15 protein-coding genes and 2 pseudogenes are annotated in these 17,474 nt (G+C 30.5%); 12 read left to right on the plus strand and 5 right to left on the minus strand.

All coding sequences use genetic code 11. The annotated features are described in order from the left end of the window. Window positions 1-78: 78 nt before the first annotated feature. Window positions 79-973, minus strand: a pseudogene (locus tag ACY1IQ_RS00410) (IS982 family transposase). A gap of 153 nt (window positions 974-1,126) precedes the next feature. Here ACY1IQ_RS00410 and tnpA point away from each other — a divergent pair. From tnpA to ACY1IQ_RS00435, 5 genes and pseudogenes are all read left to right on the plus strand, one after another. After that, window positions 1,127-1,583: pseudogene (tnpA, locus tag ACY1IQ_RS00415) on the plus strand (IS200/IS605 family transposase). 153 nt (window positions 1,584-1,736) lie between these two features. After that, window positions 1,737-1,901, plus strand: coding sequence for a transposase domain-containing protein (locus tag ACY1IQ_RS00420; RefSeq protein ID WP_461612345.1), 165 nt, complete (start codon window positions 1,737-1,739; stop codon window positions 1,899-1,901). Window positions 1,902-2,302: 401 nt separating this feature from the next. Further along, on the plus strand, window positions 2,303-3,451 hold the full coding sequence (locus tag ACY1IQ_RS00425; RefSeq protein WP_461612090.1) for a hypothetical protein: 1,149 nt from the start codon (window positions 2,303-2,305) through the stop codon (window positions 3,449-3,451). Next, window positions 3,451-3,882: a hypothetical protein gene (locus ACY1IQ_RS00430; protein ID WP_461612091.1), complete on the plus strand. Its 432-nt coding sequence runs from the start codon at window positions 3,451-3,453 to the stop codon at window positions 3,880-3,882. Before ACY1IQ_RS00425 ends, ACY1IQ_RS00430 begins: the two co-directional genes overlap by 1 nt. Then, window positions 3,875-5,674, plus strand: coding sequence for a hypothetical protein (locus ACY1IQ_RS00435; protein ID WP_461612092.1), 1,800 nt, complete (start codon window positions 3,875-3,877; stop codon window positions 5,672-5,674). Before ACY1IQ_RS00430 ends, ACY1IQ_RS00435 begins: the two co-directional genes overlap by 8 nt. A gap of 352 nt (window positions 5,675-6,026) precedes the next feature. Here ACY1IQ_RS00435 and ACY1IQ_RS00440 read toward each other — a convergent pair whose 3' ends face one another. Then, window positions 6,027-6,437, minus strand: a complete 411-nt coding sequence (locus ACY1IQ_RS00440) for an LAGLIDADG family homing endonuclease (RefSeq protein WP_461612093.1) — start codon at window positions 6,435-6,437, stop codon at window positions 6,027-6,029. A 775-nt stretch (window positions 6,438-7,212) separates the two neighbouring features. Here ACY1IQ_RS00440 and ACY1IQ_RS00445 point away from each other — a divergent pair. Next, complete coding sequence (locus ACY1IQ_RS00445; RefSeq protein WP_461612094.1) at window positions 7,213-8,103, plus strand: ABC transporter substrate-binding protein; 891 nt, start codon at window positions 7,213-7,215, stop codon at window positions 8,101-8,103. Window positions 8,104-8,145: 42 nt separating this feature from the next. Here ACY1IQ_RS00445 and ACY1IQ_RS00450 read toward each other — a convergent pair whose 3' ends face one another. After that, window positions 8,146-9,114: a helix-turn-helix domain-containing protein gene (locus ACY1IQ_RS00450; RefSeq protein ID WP_461612095.1), complete on the minus strand. Its 969-nt coding sequence runs from the start codon at window positions 9,112-9,114 to the stop codon at window positions 8,146-8,148. 322 nt (window positions 9,115-9,436) lie between these two features. On the opposite strand from ACY1IQ_RS00450, the gene ACY1IQ_RS00455 reads away from it, so the two are divergent. Genes ACY1IQ_RS00455 through ACY1IQ_RS00475 form a run of 5 tightly spaced genes read left to right on the plus strand, consistent with a single transcriptional unit; the run spans window position 9,437 to window position 14,995 of the window. After that, complete coding sequence (locus ACY1IQ_RS00455; protein WP_461612096.1) at window positions 9,437-10,369, plus strand: ABC transporter substrate-binding protein; 933 nt, start codon at window positions 9,437-9,439, stop codon at window positions 10,367-10,369. 25 nt (window positions 10,370-10,394) lie between these two features. Continuing rightward, on the plus strand, window positions 10,395-11,423 hold the full coding sequence (locus ACY1IQ_RS00460; protein ID WP_461612097.1) for a FecCD family ABC transporter permease: 1,029 nt from the start codon (window positions 10,395-10,397) through the stop codon (window positions 11,421-11,423). Continuing rightward, entirely contained in the window at window positions 11,420-12,433 is a 1,014-nt protein-coding gene (locus ACY1IQ_RS00465; protein ID WP_461612098.1) for a FecCD family ABC transporter permease, read from the plus strand. Before ACY1IQ_RS00460 ends, ACY1IQ_RS00465 begins: the two co-directional genes overlap by 4 nt. 10 nt (window positions 12,434-12,443) lie before the next feature. Further along, the gene (locus tag ACY1IQ_RS00470) at window positions 12,444-13,274 is read left to right on the plus strand and encodes an ABC transporter ATP-binding protein (protein ID WP_461612099.1); all 831 of its coding nucleotides are present in this window, start codon (window positions 12,444-12,446) and stop codon (window positions 13,272-13,274) included. Further along, window positions 13,271-14,995, plus strand: a complete 1,725-nt coding sequence (locus ACY1IQ_RS00475; protein WP_461612100.1) for an ABC transporter ATP-binding protein — start codon at window positions 13,271-13,273, stop codon at window positions 14,993-14,995. Before ACY1IQ_RS00470 ends, ACY1IQ_RS00475 begins: the two co-directional genes overlap by 4 nt. A gap of 437 nt (window positions 14,996-15,432) precedes the next feature. Here the strand turns inward: ACY1IQ_RS00475 and ACY1IQ_RS00480 are convergent, their stop codons facing one another. Next, window positions 15,433-15,813, minus strand: coding sequence for a metal-dependent transcriptional regulator (locus tag ACY1IQ_RS00480; RefSeq protein ID WP_039632927.1), 381 nt, complete (start codon window positions 15,811-15,813; stop codon window positions 15,433-15,435). 361 nt (window positions 15,814-16,174) lie between these two features. Between ACY1IQ_RS00480 and ACY1IQ_RS00485 the strand changes: the two genes are divergently transcribed. Beyond that, window positions 16,175-16,372: a hypothetical protein gene (locus tag ACY1IQ_RS00485; RefSeq protein WP_461612101.1), complete on the plus strand. Its 198-nt coding sequence runs from the start codon at window positions 16,175-16,177 to the stop codon at window positions 16,370-16,372. A 114-nt stretch (window positions 16,373-16,486) separates the two neighbouring features. Here ACY1IQ_RS00485 and ACY1IQ_RS00490 read toward each other — a convergent pair whose 3' ends face one another. Then, window positions 16,487-17,329: a UPF0489 family protein gene (locus ACY1IQ_RS00490; protein WP_461612102.1), complete on the minus strand. Its 843-nt coding sequence runs from the start codon at window positions 17,327-17,329 to the stop codon at window positions 16,487-16,489. Between the last annotated feature and the right edge of the window lie 145 nt (window positions 17,330-17,474).

The raw sequence follows: 17,474 nt of genomic DNA on the forward strand, positions 1-17,474 counted from the left end.
ATAAAATGATTTATGGATAGATATGGTTATAAAAAATGTAAAAAAATACCCATGTAAAATTATGTAGTAATACTCCAATTAAGCTAAGGTGACGTAGTTATCTAACTTTAGAGATGGTTTCTTAGGAAGAAAGCTGTATGCAACCAATCCAGAAACTATATTTACTATAAAATTAGTAAAACTTCTATGCTTACTATGCTCTATCTGACATATGTTTTTTAAATGATCATTTATAGTTTCAATAATAGATCTTTTCCTAAGTAGAATCTTATCTTCCATCAACATTAGTTTGTTTTTCATGTTTTTCTTTAATTTTGTTATCAAATGAATACCTTTAGAGTATAGAATATCAGATATTTTTTTAGATAAATAGCCTTTGTCACCAAAGAGTTTTCCAAAAAGATCTTTGGTCAACTTTTCTATGTTTTCAGGATTTCTATCATCTACATTCCCTGGAGTTAAGTAGAAAGAGAGAATCTCTCCTTTATTATTGACAACAAGATGAAGTCTAAAGCCATAAAACCAACCTGTTGAACTTTTGCCTCTTTGAGCAAATCCTTTAAAGACCTTATGTGAATGTATTCTTCTATTGTGATATACATCTAGAGTTGTAGAGTCAATAAAGGAAATTCCTGTGAACTTGCCAGTTCTAAACTTTGTCATGTATAATATTAGTGGAATTAATGCTTCTTGCATTAACTCAACAAACCTATTGTAGCTCACAAGCTTAAGGAAAATAAGGTTTGAGAACAGTGGACACATATTGTTTATAATATGCTTTAAAAGTTCTGTAATTTGACAAATGAAAGTATATGGCTATTGTCATAACCTCACTTAGTGATAAATTTTTACTTCTTATCATTGTGAAATCGCTCCCACTATTTTCAGCTAGAAAATGGCTTTTACAGTTCTTTTCAAAAGCAATACAATAATTGTCTACATCATAAAATATTTCTACTAATAAATTTTGCATAAAATCCCATCTCCTTTGTTTTATTTTTTGCTTTCACTTATATAATAAAACATTTTGATGGGATTTCTTATATTGAATTTTTTCCATCGAACTCACGTTAAAATAGAAATGGTTTCGTCAGTCAAGTCCAAAAATAAAAGGAAGTCATCCAAAATGGATAGTAATAATTTATCACACACAAAGTGGAACTGCAAATATCACATAGTATTTGCAACAAAATTTAGAAGAAAAGAAATATATGGTGAAAAGAAAGCGGAAATAGGAAAGCTATTAAGGCAATTATGTGAATGGAAATGCGTTGAAATAATAGAGGTAAATGCGTGTGTAGATTACATACATATGTTGGTTTCAATTCCAACTAAAATGAGTGTATTGAGCTTTTTAGGATTTCATAAAGGAAAAAGTAGTTTAATGATATTTGAGAAATTTGCAAGTTTAAAATATAAATATTGAAACAGACACTTTTGGTGTAGAGGTTTCTACGCGGATAACTGTAGGGCTCAATAAAAAAGCAATCGAAAAATATATAAAGAATCAACAAAAAGAAGATATGATGTCAGATCAGATAAGCATAAAAGAATATATGGACCCTTTTAAGGGTAACAAGTAACAAAAAGATGAGACTGGCGGAATAAAAAGCGCCTTAAGGCACAATGCTAGTAAAATGTCCTTATAGGACGATAGAAATACCACCAGCTAAGCTGGTGGATTCTTATTCTCTAATACTGCTAAGGGTACAACTGCAAGTAGAAATATTTATAGTATTGTTGAAACTGCTAAGGCTAATAAATTAGTTGTAGAAAAGTATTTAGTTTATTTATTTGATAATTTATCAAAGATAGATATAAAAGATATCGAAAGTTTAGGGAACCTTATGCCTTGGTCTGATAAGGTTCCTGAAAATATGAAAATTAAAGATAAGAAATAAATTAATCCTAGTAAAGCTTACTTTTGCCTTACTAGGATATTTTAATACTATTTTTGAATATATTAAAGGTACTAAAATTTTGACACTTACATATATAAATCTAAGATTATTTGTGATAAACGATGCAAAGAAGAAATTTTACTACGTGACTATCTGAAAAGTTCATAGGTAAAAGTAAGGCAGTAGAACAAATTTGAATAAATATTAATGCGAAGTTATAGAAAAAAACTATGAAATAAACCCTAAATAATAGCAAGATATAGGGTTGTTTTACAAAATTGATGAATTATTACTATATATTAAAAATTTAGTATGATTTTGTAATAATATGTACTATACTAAAAATAAAGATAAAATGGTAGTATAGTTTGGATAAAAATAAGATGAATAGGAGTGATAATATGGACTATTCTACTGGGGAGAGTGGTATAAAAAGTTTAGGAGGGTTTGCATATCAAATAAAAGTATTTACATATTATTTATCGAAGCTTCAACATAAAGAGCAAATAGAATTTGAGACACTAGAGGATGTAAATATAAGAGCAGCTCAGCAAGAAGAAATAGATAAGAAAAGTGACAGTTATAAGTGCATAATGAAAGAACAAGAATCAAATGTAGCAATACAAGTAAAAAGAACAAAGATATCAAATGCAAGTGCAGAAAAAATACTATACAATTGGTTACTTATTGAAAAGTCGCATGAGAATATTAGTAAATATGTATTGTTTAGCGATGAAGTTTATGAAAATCAAGATATTATTTTCAATAGAGATACTCAGAAGTTATTCAATAAGATAAAAACGTCCAAGAAAAATGCCAATGCATTAATTACTAAGGTAAAAAAGCGATTCGATGGTGATTTTGAAGAATTTGAAACCGTATACAATTCAATTAAAGATAAATATGAATTTAAAGTTATGGATAGAATCGATGAGCAGATCTTAAATGGATATGAAGTTATGTTTCGTAGGATTGCTGTTTCAGAAACGATATATTACATGAGAGTACAAGAATTGTTAAGATATGTAACGATGAAAATTATGCAAGCTGTAAACAAGGGACAACCTTTTATTTGTACATTTAGTGAGTTTATAGGCCAAATTGAAGAGATTTGTAAAAATATAGCGGAAAATCAAGTTGTTTTAAGTTATTCTATGTTTAAAAGTAGTAATACAATTAATTGGGAAGACCTGAAGATTGTAAATTCTAGAGAATGCATTCAATTAAATACCTGTAATCTTCCAAAACAAAGCATAGAACAACATCTTATGTATAAGTTATACTATGAATCTTTAAGATGTTTGTATATGGAAAATAATAAGGTACAAAGGATAGATGACATAGAGAATACGACCTATGAGAATTATGATTTTTTAAAGGTGGTACTACAGCAAGAAAATAGAGACACACCACTTAACAGGCTTAAGGATACTAAAAAAGCTTCTAATTCATATACACCAAATGAGCAGACTAAGTATGGTGTAGCAATCTATCTAACACGAGATGATATTGAAGCAGAAAAGCAAATATCTTGGCAGGAGGTCTTGTAATGTCTAAAAATAAAGTGTTAGCAGAGGCAATTATACTTAGTGGATACTGTGACATAATACTAGGAATTTTACAAAAGCATGGACAACTGAGTGTTAATAAAATACTTGTTTTTTCTTATATAATAAAGAAGAATAAGTTTAATGATAAGGAAATCTATAGTGCTAATAATTCTAAAGATATCTTATTGAAATGTATTTCTCAATTATCAGGTGCATTTGAGGATTATTGTAATAGTATTGAGTATATACTTAAGGCTATTCATCTATTAATACAAAACGACAATTTGTTAATAGAGGGAGATCAATTAAAATATAACTTGAAAGAGCATAATACCATTTATATAGAAAGTAATTTTATAACAAAATCTATTAGAGAAAGTAAAAAAATGACAGACAGACAATTTCTAAAGGAGGTTATGCACAATGTTTAAAATTGATAAGTTGATTATGAAAAGTAATCTTGACGAAGAGTATACATATAAATTTGAATATGGGATCAATTATTTTAAAGGTAAGAATAGTTCAGGAAAAACAGAGTTTTATAAATTCATTGACTATATGCTAGGCTCGTCAGAAAAAATCAATAAGCAATATTGGTATAAGGATACTTTAAAAGAAGCTACAATGGAAATTATTTATGACAATATTAACTATGTATTGACTAGGACTTTAAATGCAGAAAAAAATTATTTTCATTATAAAGATGAAGAACGAGGAGAGTCTATAGGGAGCAATGAATATAAAGATAAATTAAATGCTATTTTTACTAAAGAAGAGTCATTACTGAAAGATATTAGAGAATTTACAGATGAAAATTTAACATATAGGTCATTCACAATGTTTAATTTTTTAGGAGAAAAGAGACAAGGGGTTTTAAATGACTTTTTAGATAAATGTAGTGATATTAAATATTCTGTAAAGCTTAACCCAATATTAAATTTTGTATTTAATAAAAATTTACAACTTATATTCAAATTAAAAGATGAACTAGATGCTCTTGAAAATGAAGTTAAATTGATTGAAAGAACTGCTAGCCGATTCGATTTTATATGTAGTAAAGTAAATATAAACTTACAAAAGTTAAATATTACTATGTCATATAACGGTAGAAACACAAATGAAGTTAAAGAAGCAATTGAAAGCATAAAGCGTATGGAAAGTAAAGTAAATAAAGATAGTAACAAAACGATTGCGGAATTAGAAGTTATATTTAATAATTTGGATGAGCAGATTAAAATATATGAAAATCGTATATTAGATTCTAAAAGGATGAATATAGAGGGAGAAAATAGAAAAATACTTTTAGAAAGATTGCAGTTAATTTTAGATAACACTAATGAATTAAAGTATTTAACAGAACCTGTAGCCAATTTAGTTAAGGATTTAGAAAATAGTATTTCTTTTAATAAATATATCATTAATGATACTACTATACAAGAAATGAGAAAGCAAAGGGCAAACTTGAAGAAAGAAATATTAAATAATAATTATAGATTTAAAAGATTTAACATAGATGAAAAAACTAAAGCAATATCTATTATTGAAGATTATTTAAATGATAACATAAGTTATAATGAAGATGAATTAAAAGAGAAAAGAAAAAGAATTAGAAAAATTAAAGAAGAAATAAAGATATTGCAAAATGCAGATGATGTTGAAAAGATAGAGATGATTTCAAATAATATTACCTACTTGTATAAGTCAGCGTATGAAGTTTCAGAATTAGTTAAACATGATGTCGATATTGAAGGATTTAAGATACAATACCTTAAAAAAGGAAATATTCTTCAGCCTATGATAATAGCTAATGAAAAAGAAGTTACAGAAAATGAGAAAGAAGAACCTATTGGTAAAATAAATAAGAAATCTTTTGAAAAATATTATACAGGGAGTATGGCAAGGCATACTCTTATTCAGCTGTGTGGCTATTTAAGTTTTTTAGAACTGCTACTTAAAGAAAATAAATATCCGCTTGTGCCAACTTTAGTGATTGACCATATTTCTAAACCTTTTGACTTGATTAATAGAAGAGCTATTGGTATAATATTGGAAAAATTTTATGAAAGAATAGACCAAGAGGATATTCAAATATTTATGTTCGATGATGAGAATAATGAGGATTTGCTAGTGACTAAAGCTAAAGTAAATAATTTAATATCAGAAGATAAAAGTGGCTTTAATCCGTTCTATTATGAAGTGAAGGATGAATCACCAGTTAATTAAGTTAGATGAACTATTATAAATAAAAGTGACTTTTACCAATATAAGATTAGAACTAAGTTCAAGATTTCAGCTTTTACAAAAGTCCTCGTGGTTATTAACAAAGTGTGAATACATTTTATTTTGCTATGTAGTAGCTAAAAATATTTAGAATGCAAAAAATTATATAACAATCTTACGAGTGAAGCTATAAAATTAGTTTACGAAGCATTAGTATAATGTGATAAATAATGAAATATGAGCAATAGTTAGAGGTATAATAATATTAAATATTATTAGTAGAGTAGTGATCTTAAAAGGCTCGTACTTAGCCTTCACCATAGAAAAAATTCACCATAAAAATATGGTGAATTTTTTATTTTATACTAATAAATTCTTCATAGAACCTTTCTTTATTAACCTTCATTTCTTCATTGTACCTACCATTTCTAGGAGTTACTTTTTTATATTTAGTCAATATCAATTCTGCTCGTTTTTTCTTTGTTTCTATTATTAGATAAGGTTGAATTTGCTTTAATAGTTCTATGGCATCGTCATATTTTACAGTATAAGTATAAGAATCTTTATGATTAATCTTATTATAATTTTTCTTTGCTTTTATAGTTCCTACTTTAGTTTTTCTCTTTATCCATTGCAGCATCTCAATAGTAGTAGAACTTATACTAACACAAGGAGCTGGATATTGATTATTATGAAATTTTATTAGCATAATGCTACCTTCACCGTCTATTATTCCTGCTATATAGGCTTTTTCTGTGTCAGTCATACCCTCACCCTTTAGTACTTATTTACTATATTAGTTTGTTATAAATATGCGATTTATACATTATAAGAGAAGAATAATTTTGGGTGAACGTATACTTTTTTAAAAGTCCAACAAGAAATAAATAGAACTCTCCACTATATTACCAGACTTAAATATTCAATTCACACAAAACTATAGACATTTCCTGTAAAAGTAAAAGAAATAATAATAAAAGCAAGTATTAGCAGATGTTGTCCTAGTACTTACTTAATTTTATTTATCAGTTGTTAGATTCTATAAAAGGAACATTTTAGTATGTACTGTTACAGATAAACTACTCTAAATTTTAATGTATATTTGAATATAAGTTACAGCTTAAAACAATGCACAATGCACAATTAAGGAAAAAATTATTTTTTAGAAAAATAATTTCTGAAAACATATTTTTGACTAGCAATGTAAAATTGCTAGTGATTATTGCGAACACTGTTCGCCGCTACAGAATCAATTTTACATTTCTCGGAGGTAGCTGAGAAATGTCCACTTAAATATAATCTATTTTATTTAAATTATAATCCATAATGATGAGAAGTATTTTCATTTAACTGTTATAAAACAATAAATTACTCTTATTTTAGTGGAAAATGACTTCTGAAAAGGGGGTTTCTGAGATGTTGACAGGAGAATTTGTAAATGCTACGCTTTTAAAAGTTAGACTAGTCTTATATTTTTGTATAGTGGGGGTTCAGGCGTTATTCAGGTTAGAAATAAGATGTTTATAAGGGAGAGATATAAAATGAAAAAATTATTGTCATTATTTTGTACAATATTTATGACCACTTTAATTTTAGCTGGTTGTTCTTCGGATAAGGATGCTACTAAAGAGGAAGCTGTTCGTACTGTAAGTACTGTAAGAGGAGATGTTGAGGTTCCTGCTAATCCAAAAAGAGTTATCATGACTTATGGGATGGGTGACATTTTGGCATTAGGAGTTAAACCAGTTGCTACTTATAATGCAGAGGGTAAAGCTTATGAAAAAGAGGTAGAAGGACTGCCAGTATGGGAAAAGTTTGAACCAGAAGAAATAATGCAATATGATCCAGATCTGATTCTTGTTATAAGCGAAGAAAAGATTGATGAGTTTTCTAAAATAGCCCCTACAGTTTATATTCCTTTCACTACTCTTAGCATGGAGGAGAGAATAACCTTTTTAGGAGAAGTTCTTAATAAAAAGGAAGAGGCCTCAAAGGTGCTATCTGATTTTAAAGAAAAGATAACTGATGCAAAGGAACAATTAGCTTCCAAAGGAATCATGGATAAGAAATTCAGTATTTTTGAAGGCAGCCAAAATGGAGGCATTTGGGTGTATGGTGATAAATGGGGACGTGGAGGCGATTTAATTTACAGCCAATTAGGATTTAAAGCACTGGATGTTATACAGAGTGAAATTATAGGAAAAGATCAATATAGAGAGATTTCTCTTGAATCAATTAAGGATTACGCTGGAGACTATATAATATTTAGTGGAGAGGTTGGGAAACTAGAGAATAATTCAGTTTGGAAATCAATTCCGGCTGTTAAGGAAGGACATGTTATACCTGTTGATTTTACACTATTTTTTGATATTGATATTTACTCATCCAGGGTACAGTTAGATTATATTATGGATAAACTACTAGAAAGTTAGTAAAAAACTAAGATACTTATAGCATATAAGTATCTTAATTTTTTATAAGTTAAAAGATTTTCTAAAATCACTAGGAGTAATTCCATGGACAGCTTTAAAGGCAGCAGCAAATTTGGCTGGATTTTTGTAGCCGCATAGTTCGGATATGGCACGAATACTTAGATGGTCAGCAGATAAGAGCTGCATGGCTCTTTTCATGGTTTCTATTCTAATATATTTATAAAGAGGAATTCCATAATGGTTTTTAAAAGATTCGCGAAGTTTACTTTCGCTCATTCCAGCTATTCTACATAGTTCAATTGTGTCTGGAAGATTTAAAATATTTTCATCAATCTTATTTTTAACTTGATAAATTTTCTGCTCATTTTCCCAAGTAACATAGTGACGACGGCTGCTTCTTCTTTTAGGGATATCAGGAAAGTTTCTAGCAATTGCAGATAAAAGATGCAAAGTCATCCCCTCAAAAGCAAGTAAAGGCATGTCTGCATTTCTTACAGCCCATCTAATTTGCTCTAAAATAAGCATTATATCAGGCGTATTATAGTGTTGAGTTTTCCAATGCTTTGCATCCTGAACACTGATTTTAGGTGCATTGGTACGATCTTTGAGAAAAGGTCTTATAAAGTCATCAAAAATTAAAACACTGGTAAAACAATAATGTACATCTTTAGAGAAAGTAAAAGTAAATTGTTTTTGAGGGTTAACAATTAAATTAGTGATTGGAGGAAGAATTTGTCTCTTTTTCCCTTGATATGAGTAAACTATTTCTCCACAGTCAATACAAAAGATCATCATAAAAGGTTTACTTGAATTTATTGTATGTACTACCTGTTCGCTTGGGGTAAACCAAGCACTTGAAACAAATAATCCTTTAGCAGCATTTATTTCTGCAATCCATCCATTTGTCCAATGAGGAGGAAAATCATAAATCTGTCCATTACCATAGGTCCTTTTAACAAAATTATATTTATCTGCTAAAGCACTCCAAGAAGAATCATTATATTCATCCATAAAATTTTTATCCCTCTTTTTTCTTTGATTTAAAGTAACAATATTATAGCATCATTTGAGAAAGATTTTCAATAAGGTGTAATCCATTTTATTTAAATTGCAATCCAAAATAATGAGAAGTGTTTTCATTTAACTGTTATAAAACAATAAGTTACTCTTATTTTAATAGGATATGACTTCTGAAAAGGGGATTTTTGAGATGTTGACAGGGGAATTTGTAAATGCTACGCTTTAAAAAGTTAGACTAGTCTTACATTCGTATATAACTCAGGCGTTAGTGCTATTTGATTAATATAAGATATTTATAAGGGAGAGGGATAAAATGAAAAAATTCTTGTCACTATTTTGTGCAATACTTATGACTACTATGATTTTTGCTGGCTGCTCTTCATCTAAAAATGCAGAGAACGAAGAAGCAACAGTTCGTACTATATCTACTGTAAAAGGGGATATTGAAGTTCCTGCTAATCCTAAGCGTGTTATTGCTAATTGGTATGTTGGAGATGTTATTAGTTTAGGGTTAAATTTAGTTGGATATAATGCTTGGGAACAAGAAAGTATGCCTTTTTATGATATTCTTAAAGCTTCTACAAAAATTGAAAAGTGGGAGCCGGAAGAGGTGATGAATTTAGAACCAGATCTTATTATTACATATGATGAGGCAGACTTTGATAAATTCAGCAAAATAGCTCCAGTTCTTGTTATTCCAGAGGGAGATATGAATTCTATTGAACGTATAAAAACTATAGGAGAAGCTACAGGACGTACTACTGAAGCTGAGAAGGCTGTTTCTAATTTTGAAGAAAAACTTGCGGATGCGAAGAAAACTCTTAAAGGTGATACATTTGCAGGTAAAACTTTCAGTATTTTGGAAGACTGGGGAGCTACTGGTGAGTGGAGTGGCATATATTATGAAACAGGCTCTAGAGGTGGTACTTTAGTATATGAATATCTTGGACTTAAATATCCAGACAAGCTTAAAGACCTTATAGAAAAATCAGGAGAAGGACGTGGACATATAAGTTATGAAGTAGCCCATGAGTATTTTGGAGATTATATACTATGGTGTAGGCAGGAAGGTAAGGAATCTGATTATGCAAAAACAGATATTTGGAAGAATATTTCTGCGGTTAAAGAGGGAAGAGTTATAGAAATTCCAGCAAAGTATCAAGGACTTTTCTTTTATTCTGATGTTACAAGTCTTACTGAACAACTTGACTATATGGTTAATGGAATAAATTCATTAGCTAAATAATTCTAATTAAGAAAGGAAAATAAATATGCAAAATACCTATAATAAAAAGCGACAATTAGGGGCTTTGAATTTTACAATCTATATGATTGCAGGGGTGGTTTTGCTGGTGATTATGTCAGCGGCATCAATTTCTTTTGGTGCTGCTGATATGAATTTGTCTACGGCTTGGGGAGCCATTTTTAATTTTGACTCTTCTTTAACTGAACACCAGATTATTCAAACTCTCCGACTTCCTCGTATAGTAGCTAATATAATTGTTGGGTCAAGCCTTTCCATATGTGGTGCTATAATGCAGGGAACCACAAGAAATCCTCTTGCTGATTCTGGACTTATGGGTATAAGTAGTGGTGCTTCTTTTGCTATAGCTTTTTGTATGGCATTTTTACCTGGTGGAAGTTATGGACAGATGATGCTTTTTGCATGTATTGGTGCAGCTGTTACTACAGGTATGACTTATTTTATTGCGTCTATTGGCAGGGGAGGCATGAAACCACAGAGACTTGTTTTAGCAGGTATTTCTATATCAATGTTATTTGGTGCTTTTAGCCAATATCTTTCTATTAAATATAGGCTTGGGCATGCTTTAGCTTATTGGACTGCTGGAGGAACAGCAGGTGCTAAATGGAGTGAACTTGCTATAGTTTTCCCATTCTTTATTGTGGGCATAATTACAGCTCTTATTATATCACCTTCAATTACTCTTTTAAATCTTGGAGATGATGCAGCTATAGGTCTTGGACTTAATACTAAGAAGGTTAAAGCTATTTCTACTGTAGTTGTCTTAATACTTACAGGGCTTTCTGTAATTGTTGTTGGACCTGTTGGTTTTATAGGATTAATAGTACCTCATATTGTCCGTTACCTTATAGGCGTAGATTATAGATACATAATTCCAGCTTCAGGATTATATGGAGCTTTGATTACTGTGGCAGCAGATTTAGTTGGAAGGCTTATTAATAAGCCTTATGAAACTCCCATTGGAATTATTTTTGCTGTAATAGGGGTTCCGTATTTTCTTTATCTTACAAGGAAGCAAAGGAGGGAATTCGAATGAAGAAAAAGGGCTATTCAGTTTCACGTGGCTTAACTATTATTTTGGTACTTACCATTGTACTTCTATTTGTGGCAGTAATAAGTGTGAACTCAGGTAAAATGAATCTCTCTCCTTCAGAAGTTTTTAATGTTCTTATTGGAAAAGGTACAGCTAAACAAAATCTTATAGTATATGATTTTCGTCTTCCTCGTATTGTATTAACCATTCTTGTAGGTATTGGTATGGGAACAGCTGGATGTGTAATGCAGAGTTTACTTCGCAATGATATGGCTAGTCCTGGAACTTTGGGAATAAGTTCTGGCTCAGGGTTATTTGTATTATTGTTTGTAGTTATTTTTAAAGTAGATAGTGTATCCTCAGCTATTGCTCTCCCCCTTTTAGCTTTTATAGGTGGAATGACAGCAGCTGTGTTGATATTTTTACTTTCATATAAAAAAGGAAAAAGCATATCACCTACAGGATTAATTTTGACAGGTGTGGCTGTTGGAAGTGGATATAGTGCTGTTACTATGATACTTACTTTAAAGCTAGATGAAAAACAGATGGATTTTATTCAAAGATGGAGTGCAGGAAGTCTTTGGGGAGATAATTGGACGTATATTTCTATTCTTGCACCTTGGATATTGATTATATTTTTATATGTACTTTATAAATCTCGTACTTTGAATACTTTAAACCTTGGTAATCAAACTGCAACAGGATTAGGAGTAGCAGTAAAGAGAGAATTCATAGGTTTAGCTATAGCAGCTGTTGCTCTATCATCAGGCAGCGTGGCCTTAGGTGGAAACTTCTTTTTTGTTGGAATGATTTCTCCACATATGGCAAGGAAGTTTGTAGGCTCAAATCATAAACTATTGATTCCTACTGCATCTTTAGTAGGCTCAATAATTATTCTATTATCAGATACTATTACTAGAACTATAAGTCTTGGAACGGATGTTCCTACAGGAATTATTATTACTGTATTAACTACACCTTACTTCTTATACCTATTAGTAAAGTCAAATTAAGGAGGATTGTATGAAAAGTATTGAAACTAAAAATTTATATATAGCTTATGATGATGCTCTTATTGTAAAGGAATTAAATATGCAGATACCAAAGGGAAAGATAACTTCTATTATAGGAGCAAATGGCTGTGGTAAATCAACTATTTTGAAAGCAGTTGGACGTATATTAAAGCCTAAGAAGGGTGTAGTACATCTAAGCGGGCAAGATGTAAGTAAATTACCTACAAAAGAAATAGCTAAAAAGATGGCCATACTTCCTCAAACTCCTACTGCACCAAGTGGACTTACTGTAGGTGAGTTAGTTGCATATGGACGTTTCCCTCATCAAAAAGGTTTTGGAAATCTTACAGAGGAAGATAAAAGAATTGTTAAATGGGCTTTAGATGCAACTAAGTTAAGTGAGTTTGAGAGAAGAGAAGTTGATTCTTTATCAGGAGGGCAAAGACAGAGGGTTTGGATTGCTATGGCTCTAGCACAGCAGACTGATTTAATTTTATTAGATGAACCTACTACTTATCTTGATCTTGCTCACCAATTAGAGGTTTTAAAGCTTTTATATGAGCTTAACCGTAATCAAAAGTGTACTATTGTTATGGTACTTCATGATTTAAATCTTGCTGCAAGATTTTCTGATTATATTATTGCTATTCAAAAAGGCGCTATCATAAAACATGGAACTCCTGAGGAAGTTATGACTCCAGAGGTGCTTAGAAAAACCTTCAATATCAATGCTGATGTTGTTATTGAACCTAAGAGTAATCGTCCAGTATGCATTACCTATGATATTGTAGATGAAAATGAGGATGTAGAGTTGAAGGAAAAGGAGGCAGTGGGCATATGAAAACTACCTTACGTATTTTTATGGGAGCCAGAAAGTATTGGATTTATTTAATATTAGCATTAATAGCCGTTATTATTTCTACCATAGCAGGATTTTATAATCCATGGGCCCTAAGAGAACTTACAAGTATAGCAACAGAAGGAAGCGGTGATTTTGGAGCTCAATCTTTACGAATAGGATTGATGCTTTTAGTTGCAACTGTACTTCAATCAGCTGGAAGTTCTATTTCAGGATATTTAAACCATCATGCAGCTTTGCATTATGTTGCAGATATGAGAACAGAACTTTACTCTAAGCTTCAACATATGGGGCTTAAGTACTTTAATAAAAGCCGTACAGGAGATTTAACTAGCAGAGTTATTAATGACGTTATGGAGGTAGAGATTCTTTTAGCTCACGTAATTCCTGATTTTGTTGTTAATATATTGACTTTCGTAGGTGTTGGGATATTATTATTTTCTATTAATGTAAAGTTGGCTTTTTTAAGCCTTATTACTATTCCTTTTCTTATTATGATTACTCTTTGGCAGAGTAAGCATCTTTCTCCTATATGGAAGCAGAATTCTATGGTTAGGGGAGAACTTTCTGGTACTGTTCAAGATAATTTTTCTGGAATTAAAGAAATACAGATATTCAATCAACAGGAAAGAGAAGAAAAAAGGATTAAGAATCTTTCTATAAAACATAGTAAAGCATACTTAAAGGCAAGCTTCTTTTTTGAAACCACTTTCCCGCTTCTTGCATTTTTCACCGCTTTAGGTTCTGTTATAGTTATAATATTTGGTGGATTTATGGTTTCAAGAGGAGAAATTAACATTGGAGATATTGTAGGATTTTCTATGTATCTTGGTATGTTTTATGGACCTATAAAGAGCTTTTCAAGACTTATGGAAATGTCAGGTAATTCACTTGCAGGGTGCAGGCGTGTCTTTGAGGTTATGGATGAAGTTCCAGATATTGAAGAGAAAGTTAATGCAAAGAAAATGCCTAAGGTTAAAGGAGAAGTTGAGTTCAAAGAAGTTTCTTTCTCCTACAATGATGAGATAAATGTTTTGCAAAATATAAGTTTAAAAGTAAATCCGGGGGAAACTGTAGCTTTTGTTGGGGCAACTGGAGTTGGTAAAACCACAATAGCAAGCCTTTTAAACCGCTTTTATGATCCTCAAAATGGAAGCATTTTAATTGATGGAATAGATATTAAAGATGTAACTTTAAAGAGTCTTAGGGATAATATAAGCATGGTTTTGCAGGACACCTTTTTATTTAACGGAACAATTTATGAAAACATTGTTTATGGTTGGAAAGAAGCTACTACGGAGCAGGTTCTTGAGGCTTCAAAGGCAGCCAATGCCCATGATTTTATTGAAAATTTAGAAGATGGTTATGATACCATAATAGGAGAGCGTGGAGTACGTCTTTCTGGAGGACAGAAACAGAGAATTTCCATAGCTAGAGCAATTCTTAGAAATTCACCTATTCTTATTTTAGATGAAGCCACATCAGCTCTTGATACAAAAACAGAGAAAGAAATTCAAGCTGCATTAGATGAAATTTCAAAGGATCGAACAACTATAGTAATTGCCCATAGATTATCAACTATCCGTAATGTAGATAAAATTGTAGTTCTAGAAAGAACAGGCATTAAAGAAACGGGAACCCATGATGAGCTGATTCGTTATGGAGGAACTTATGCTATGCTCTATAGAAGTCAGGTATCGTAAAGATAAAAAAGAGTTCGTTGAACTCCTTTTTACAATTGAAAATTGACGATTGATAATGGACAATTATGGATATTTCTCAGCGAGTGCTGAGAAATTACTAATAGAATAAAAAAACGACTTAAAATCGCTAAAGCAATTTTGAGTCGTTGTTTTTTATTCTATAGGAAATTATAAAATTTTAAACTTGAGGATAACTTTAAACAATATACAACATAAATTAATGAACAATTTAGGGTAGAAATTATTTTTTAGAAAAATAATTTCTTTGAATAGATTTCTAACTAGCAACTTTAGGATGCTAGTTTTTTTGCGAACACTGTTCGCAACTACAGACAATAAAATTAAAATTTCTCAGTGACAGCTGAGAAATGTCCACAATTGTGAATTGAGCATTGTGAATTGTGAATTAGAAAAAGGAGTTCACCGAACGCTTTTTTTCATTTATTCTCATGTTCTGAAAGAAATTTTTGCATAGCGTAAACAGAATCTGAACTAATAACATGTTCTATAGCACAAGCGTCTTCATCTGCAATAGAACTGTCAATGTTTAGAATTTTTATAAAGAAATCTTTAATAATGTGATGCTTTTTAGATGTAGATCTAGCTATTTCTAAGCCTAAGGGAGTTAAAAATATTTCCTTATATCTTTCATTGGTTATAAGTCCCTTTTCAGCTAAAGTTACCATAGCGCTATTAGTGCTGGCTTTAGTTACTCCAAGCTTTTCTGCTATACGAGTCATTTTAACTCCTTTGCCTTCTTCAGATAACTCATAGATAGCTTCTAAATAATTTTCCATTACAAAAGTAAGTTTTTCCATACAAATCTCCTGTGATTTTTAAAATTGATTTTACTTGCTCTACATTAATAAAAAGTCTTTTAATAATAATAACATATTTAAAATGGAGTTCCAAGAACAGATATGTTTGTAGAAAGTCAAGAAGTTGTATTATAATAATTCCAATATGAAGTATTATAAACAATAAAGATTTAGATAAAATAAAAATTTATGAAGAAAAATTACTTCCAATAGTAAAGGGGTTGGGATGAAGTTTAATTCATAAGAAGATGATAACATAAGAGTAATATGGGGATTTGCTTTTGTATTAATGTAAACAGCTTTTGAGAATAAAAGTGATTATACTAAAATTTAGTTATACCACAGAAAGAGAGGAATAATTTTGAGTGAGCGTATACCTTGTAGAAGTGAAGGATGTAAAGGAACTATTTTGAGAACAACAGCTGACAGAACCGGTGGTTATTGTATGCTATGCTATCAAGAAATAAAAAGAAAAGAGGAAGAAGAGTTTATCAAGAAAAATAGGAAAAATGTTAATTTGTATGCTAACATAACTGACCCTGTTGAAATTTTGGTCTAGGGATATTATGTTAGTTTGCTTTCACAGTGAGGGTAGACTTTTCAATTTGAAAATCTATTTCCCTTGACCTCACTTATGATTTTAGGAGCAATAGACTCTAATACAATGACTTCTTCAAGATACTGTAATAAGTTCTCTTGTGTTATTGTATCTAGAGAATTTAAATCTTTTATTACCTTCCATTCCTTCTATAGCATTTTCTATATGTACTAATAACTTTTCTAAAAGATAATTCTCATTTATATCATTATCCTTTTTTTCTAACTCAACATAATATCCTTCCGTTGCTATAGTAATTATTTCTGCATTATTTACTAAATAGTTGAAAACAGACATGTCCACGGCATTGATAGCTTTTTTAGTATGAAAACAATCCAAATCAATATCTAAAATAAATTTCTTGTTTATTCTATTCGAGATAAAAAAACCAGGTATAAAATTATTTATCTGATTTAATTTAAACAATAGTTCCGGTCCTTCTATTACCTTATCGTATACATAAATTTGGCACTCATCGCCATGTGAACTTTTTTTACATTTGCTAGTGCAGCAAGGATCTATATAGTATATTTTATTATTGGCATAATCTCTGCAAATACCTGCACTCAGTAGGCTAAATACTACTGCGTCTGATATCATCCCTGTTTGTAATGCAAAATCTATATGCTCATCATTGGAAAGCTTGTCTAATGATGATGCAATTGTACTTGATTCATTTATATATGCATTTGCTATAAGTTGATCTCTTACAGGTCTCCATTCTAGACCAGCAACCTTACAAGAATGCCTGTAAAATGCACTACGGGTATCCATATGGTGGTCAAAAGTTAATAATACTGGTGCAGTTTCATTATTAGAGGCATATTCTGACCATGGAATTATAACTTCGTGATGATTTTCTACAATATAAATTTTCTTTCCTCTTACTACTTTTTCAGTTACTTTATCTGTTTTCAACAATAATCACTCCTTTAAAAACACTCTACAATTTTCGACATTATATAACATATCATATCTTTAATAAAAGGAAAAGTGTCCTTTGGGAGATGATTATGGTGTGAAAAAATTCTTATCATCACGGTTGGTTTTAATTAGTTCTCAA

Source organism: Clostridium sp. Marseille-QA1073, from assembly GCF_054863625.1.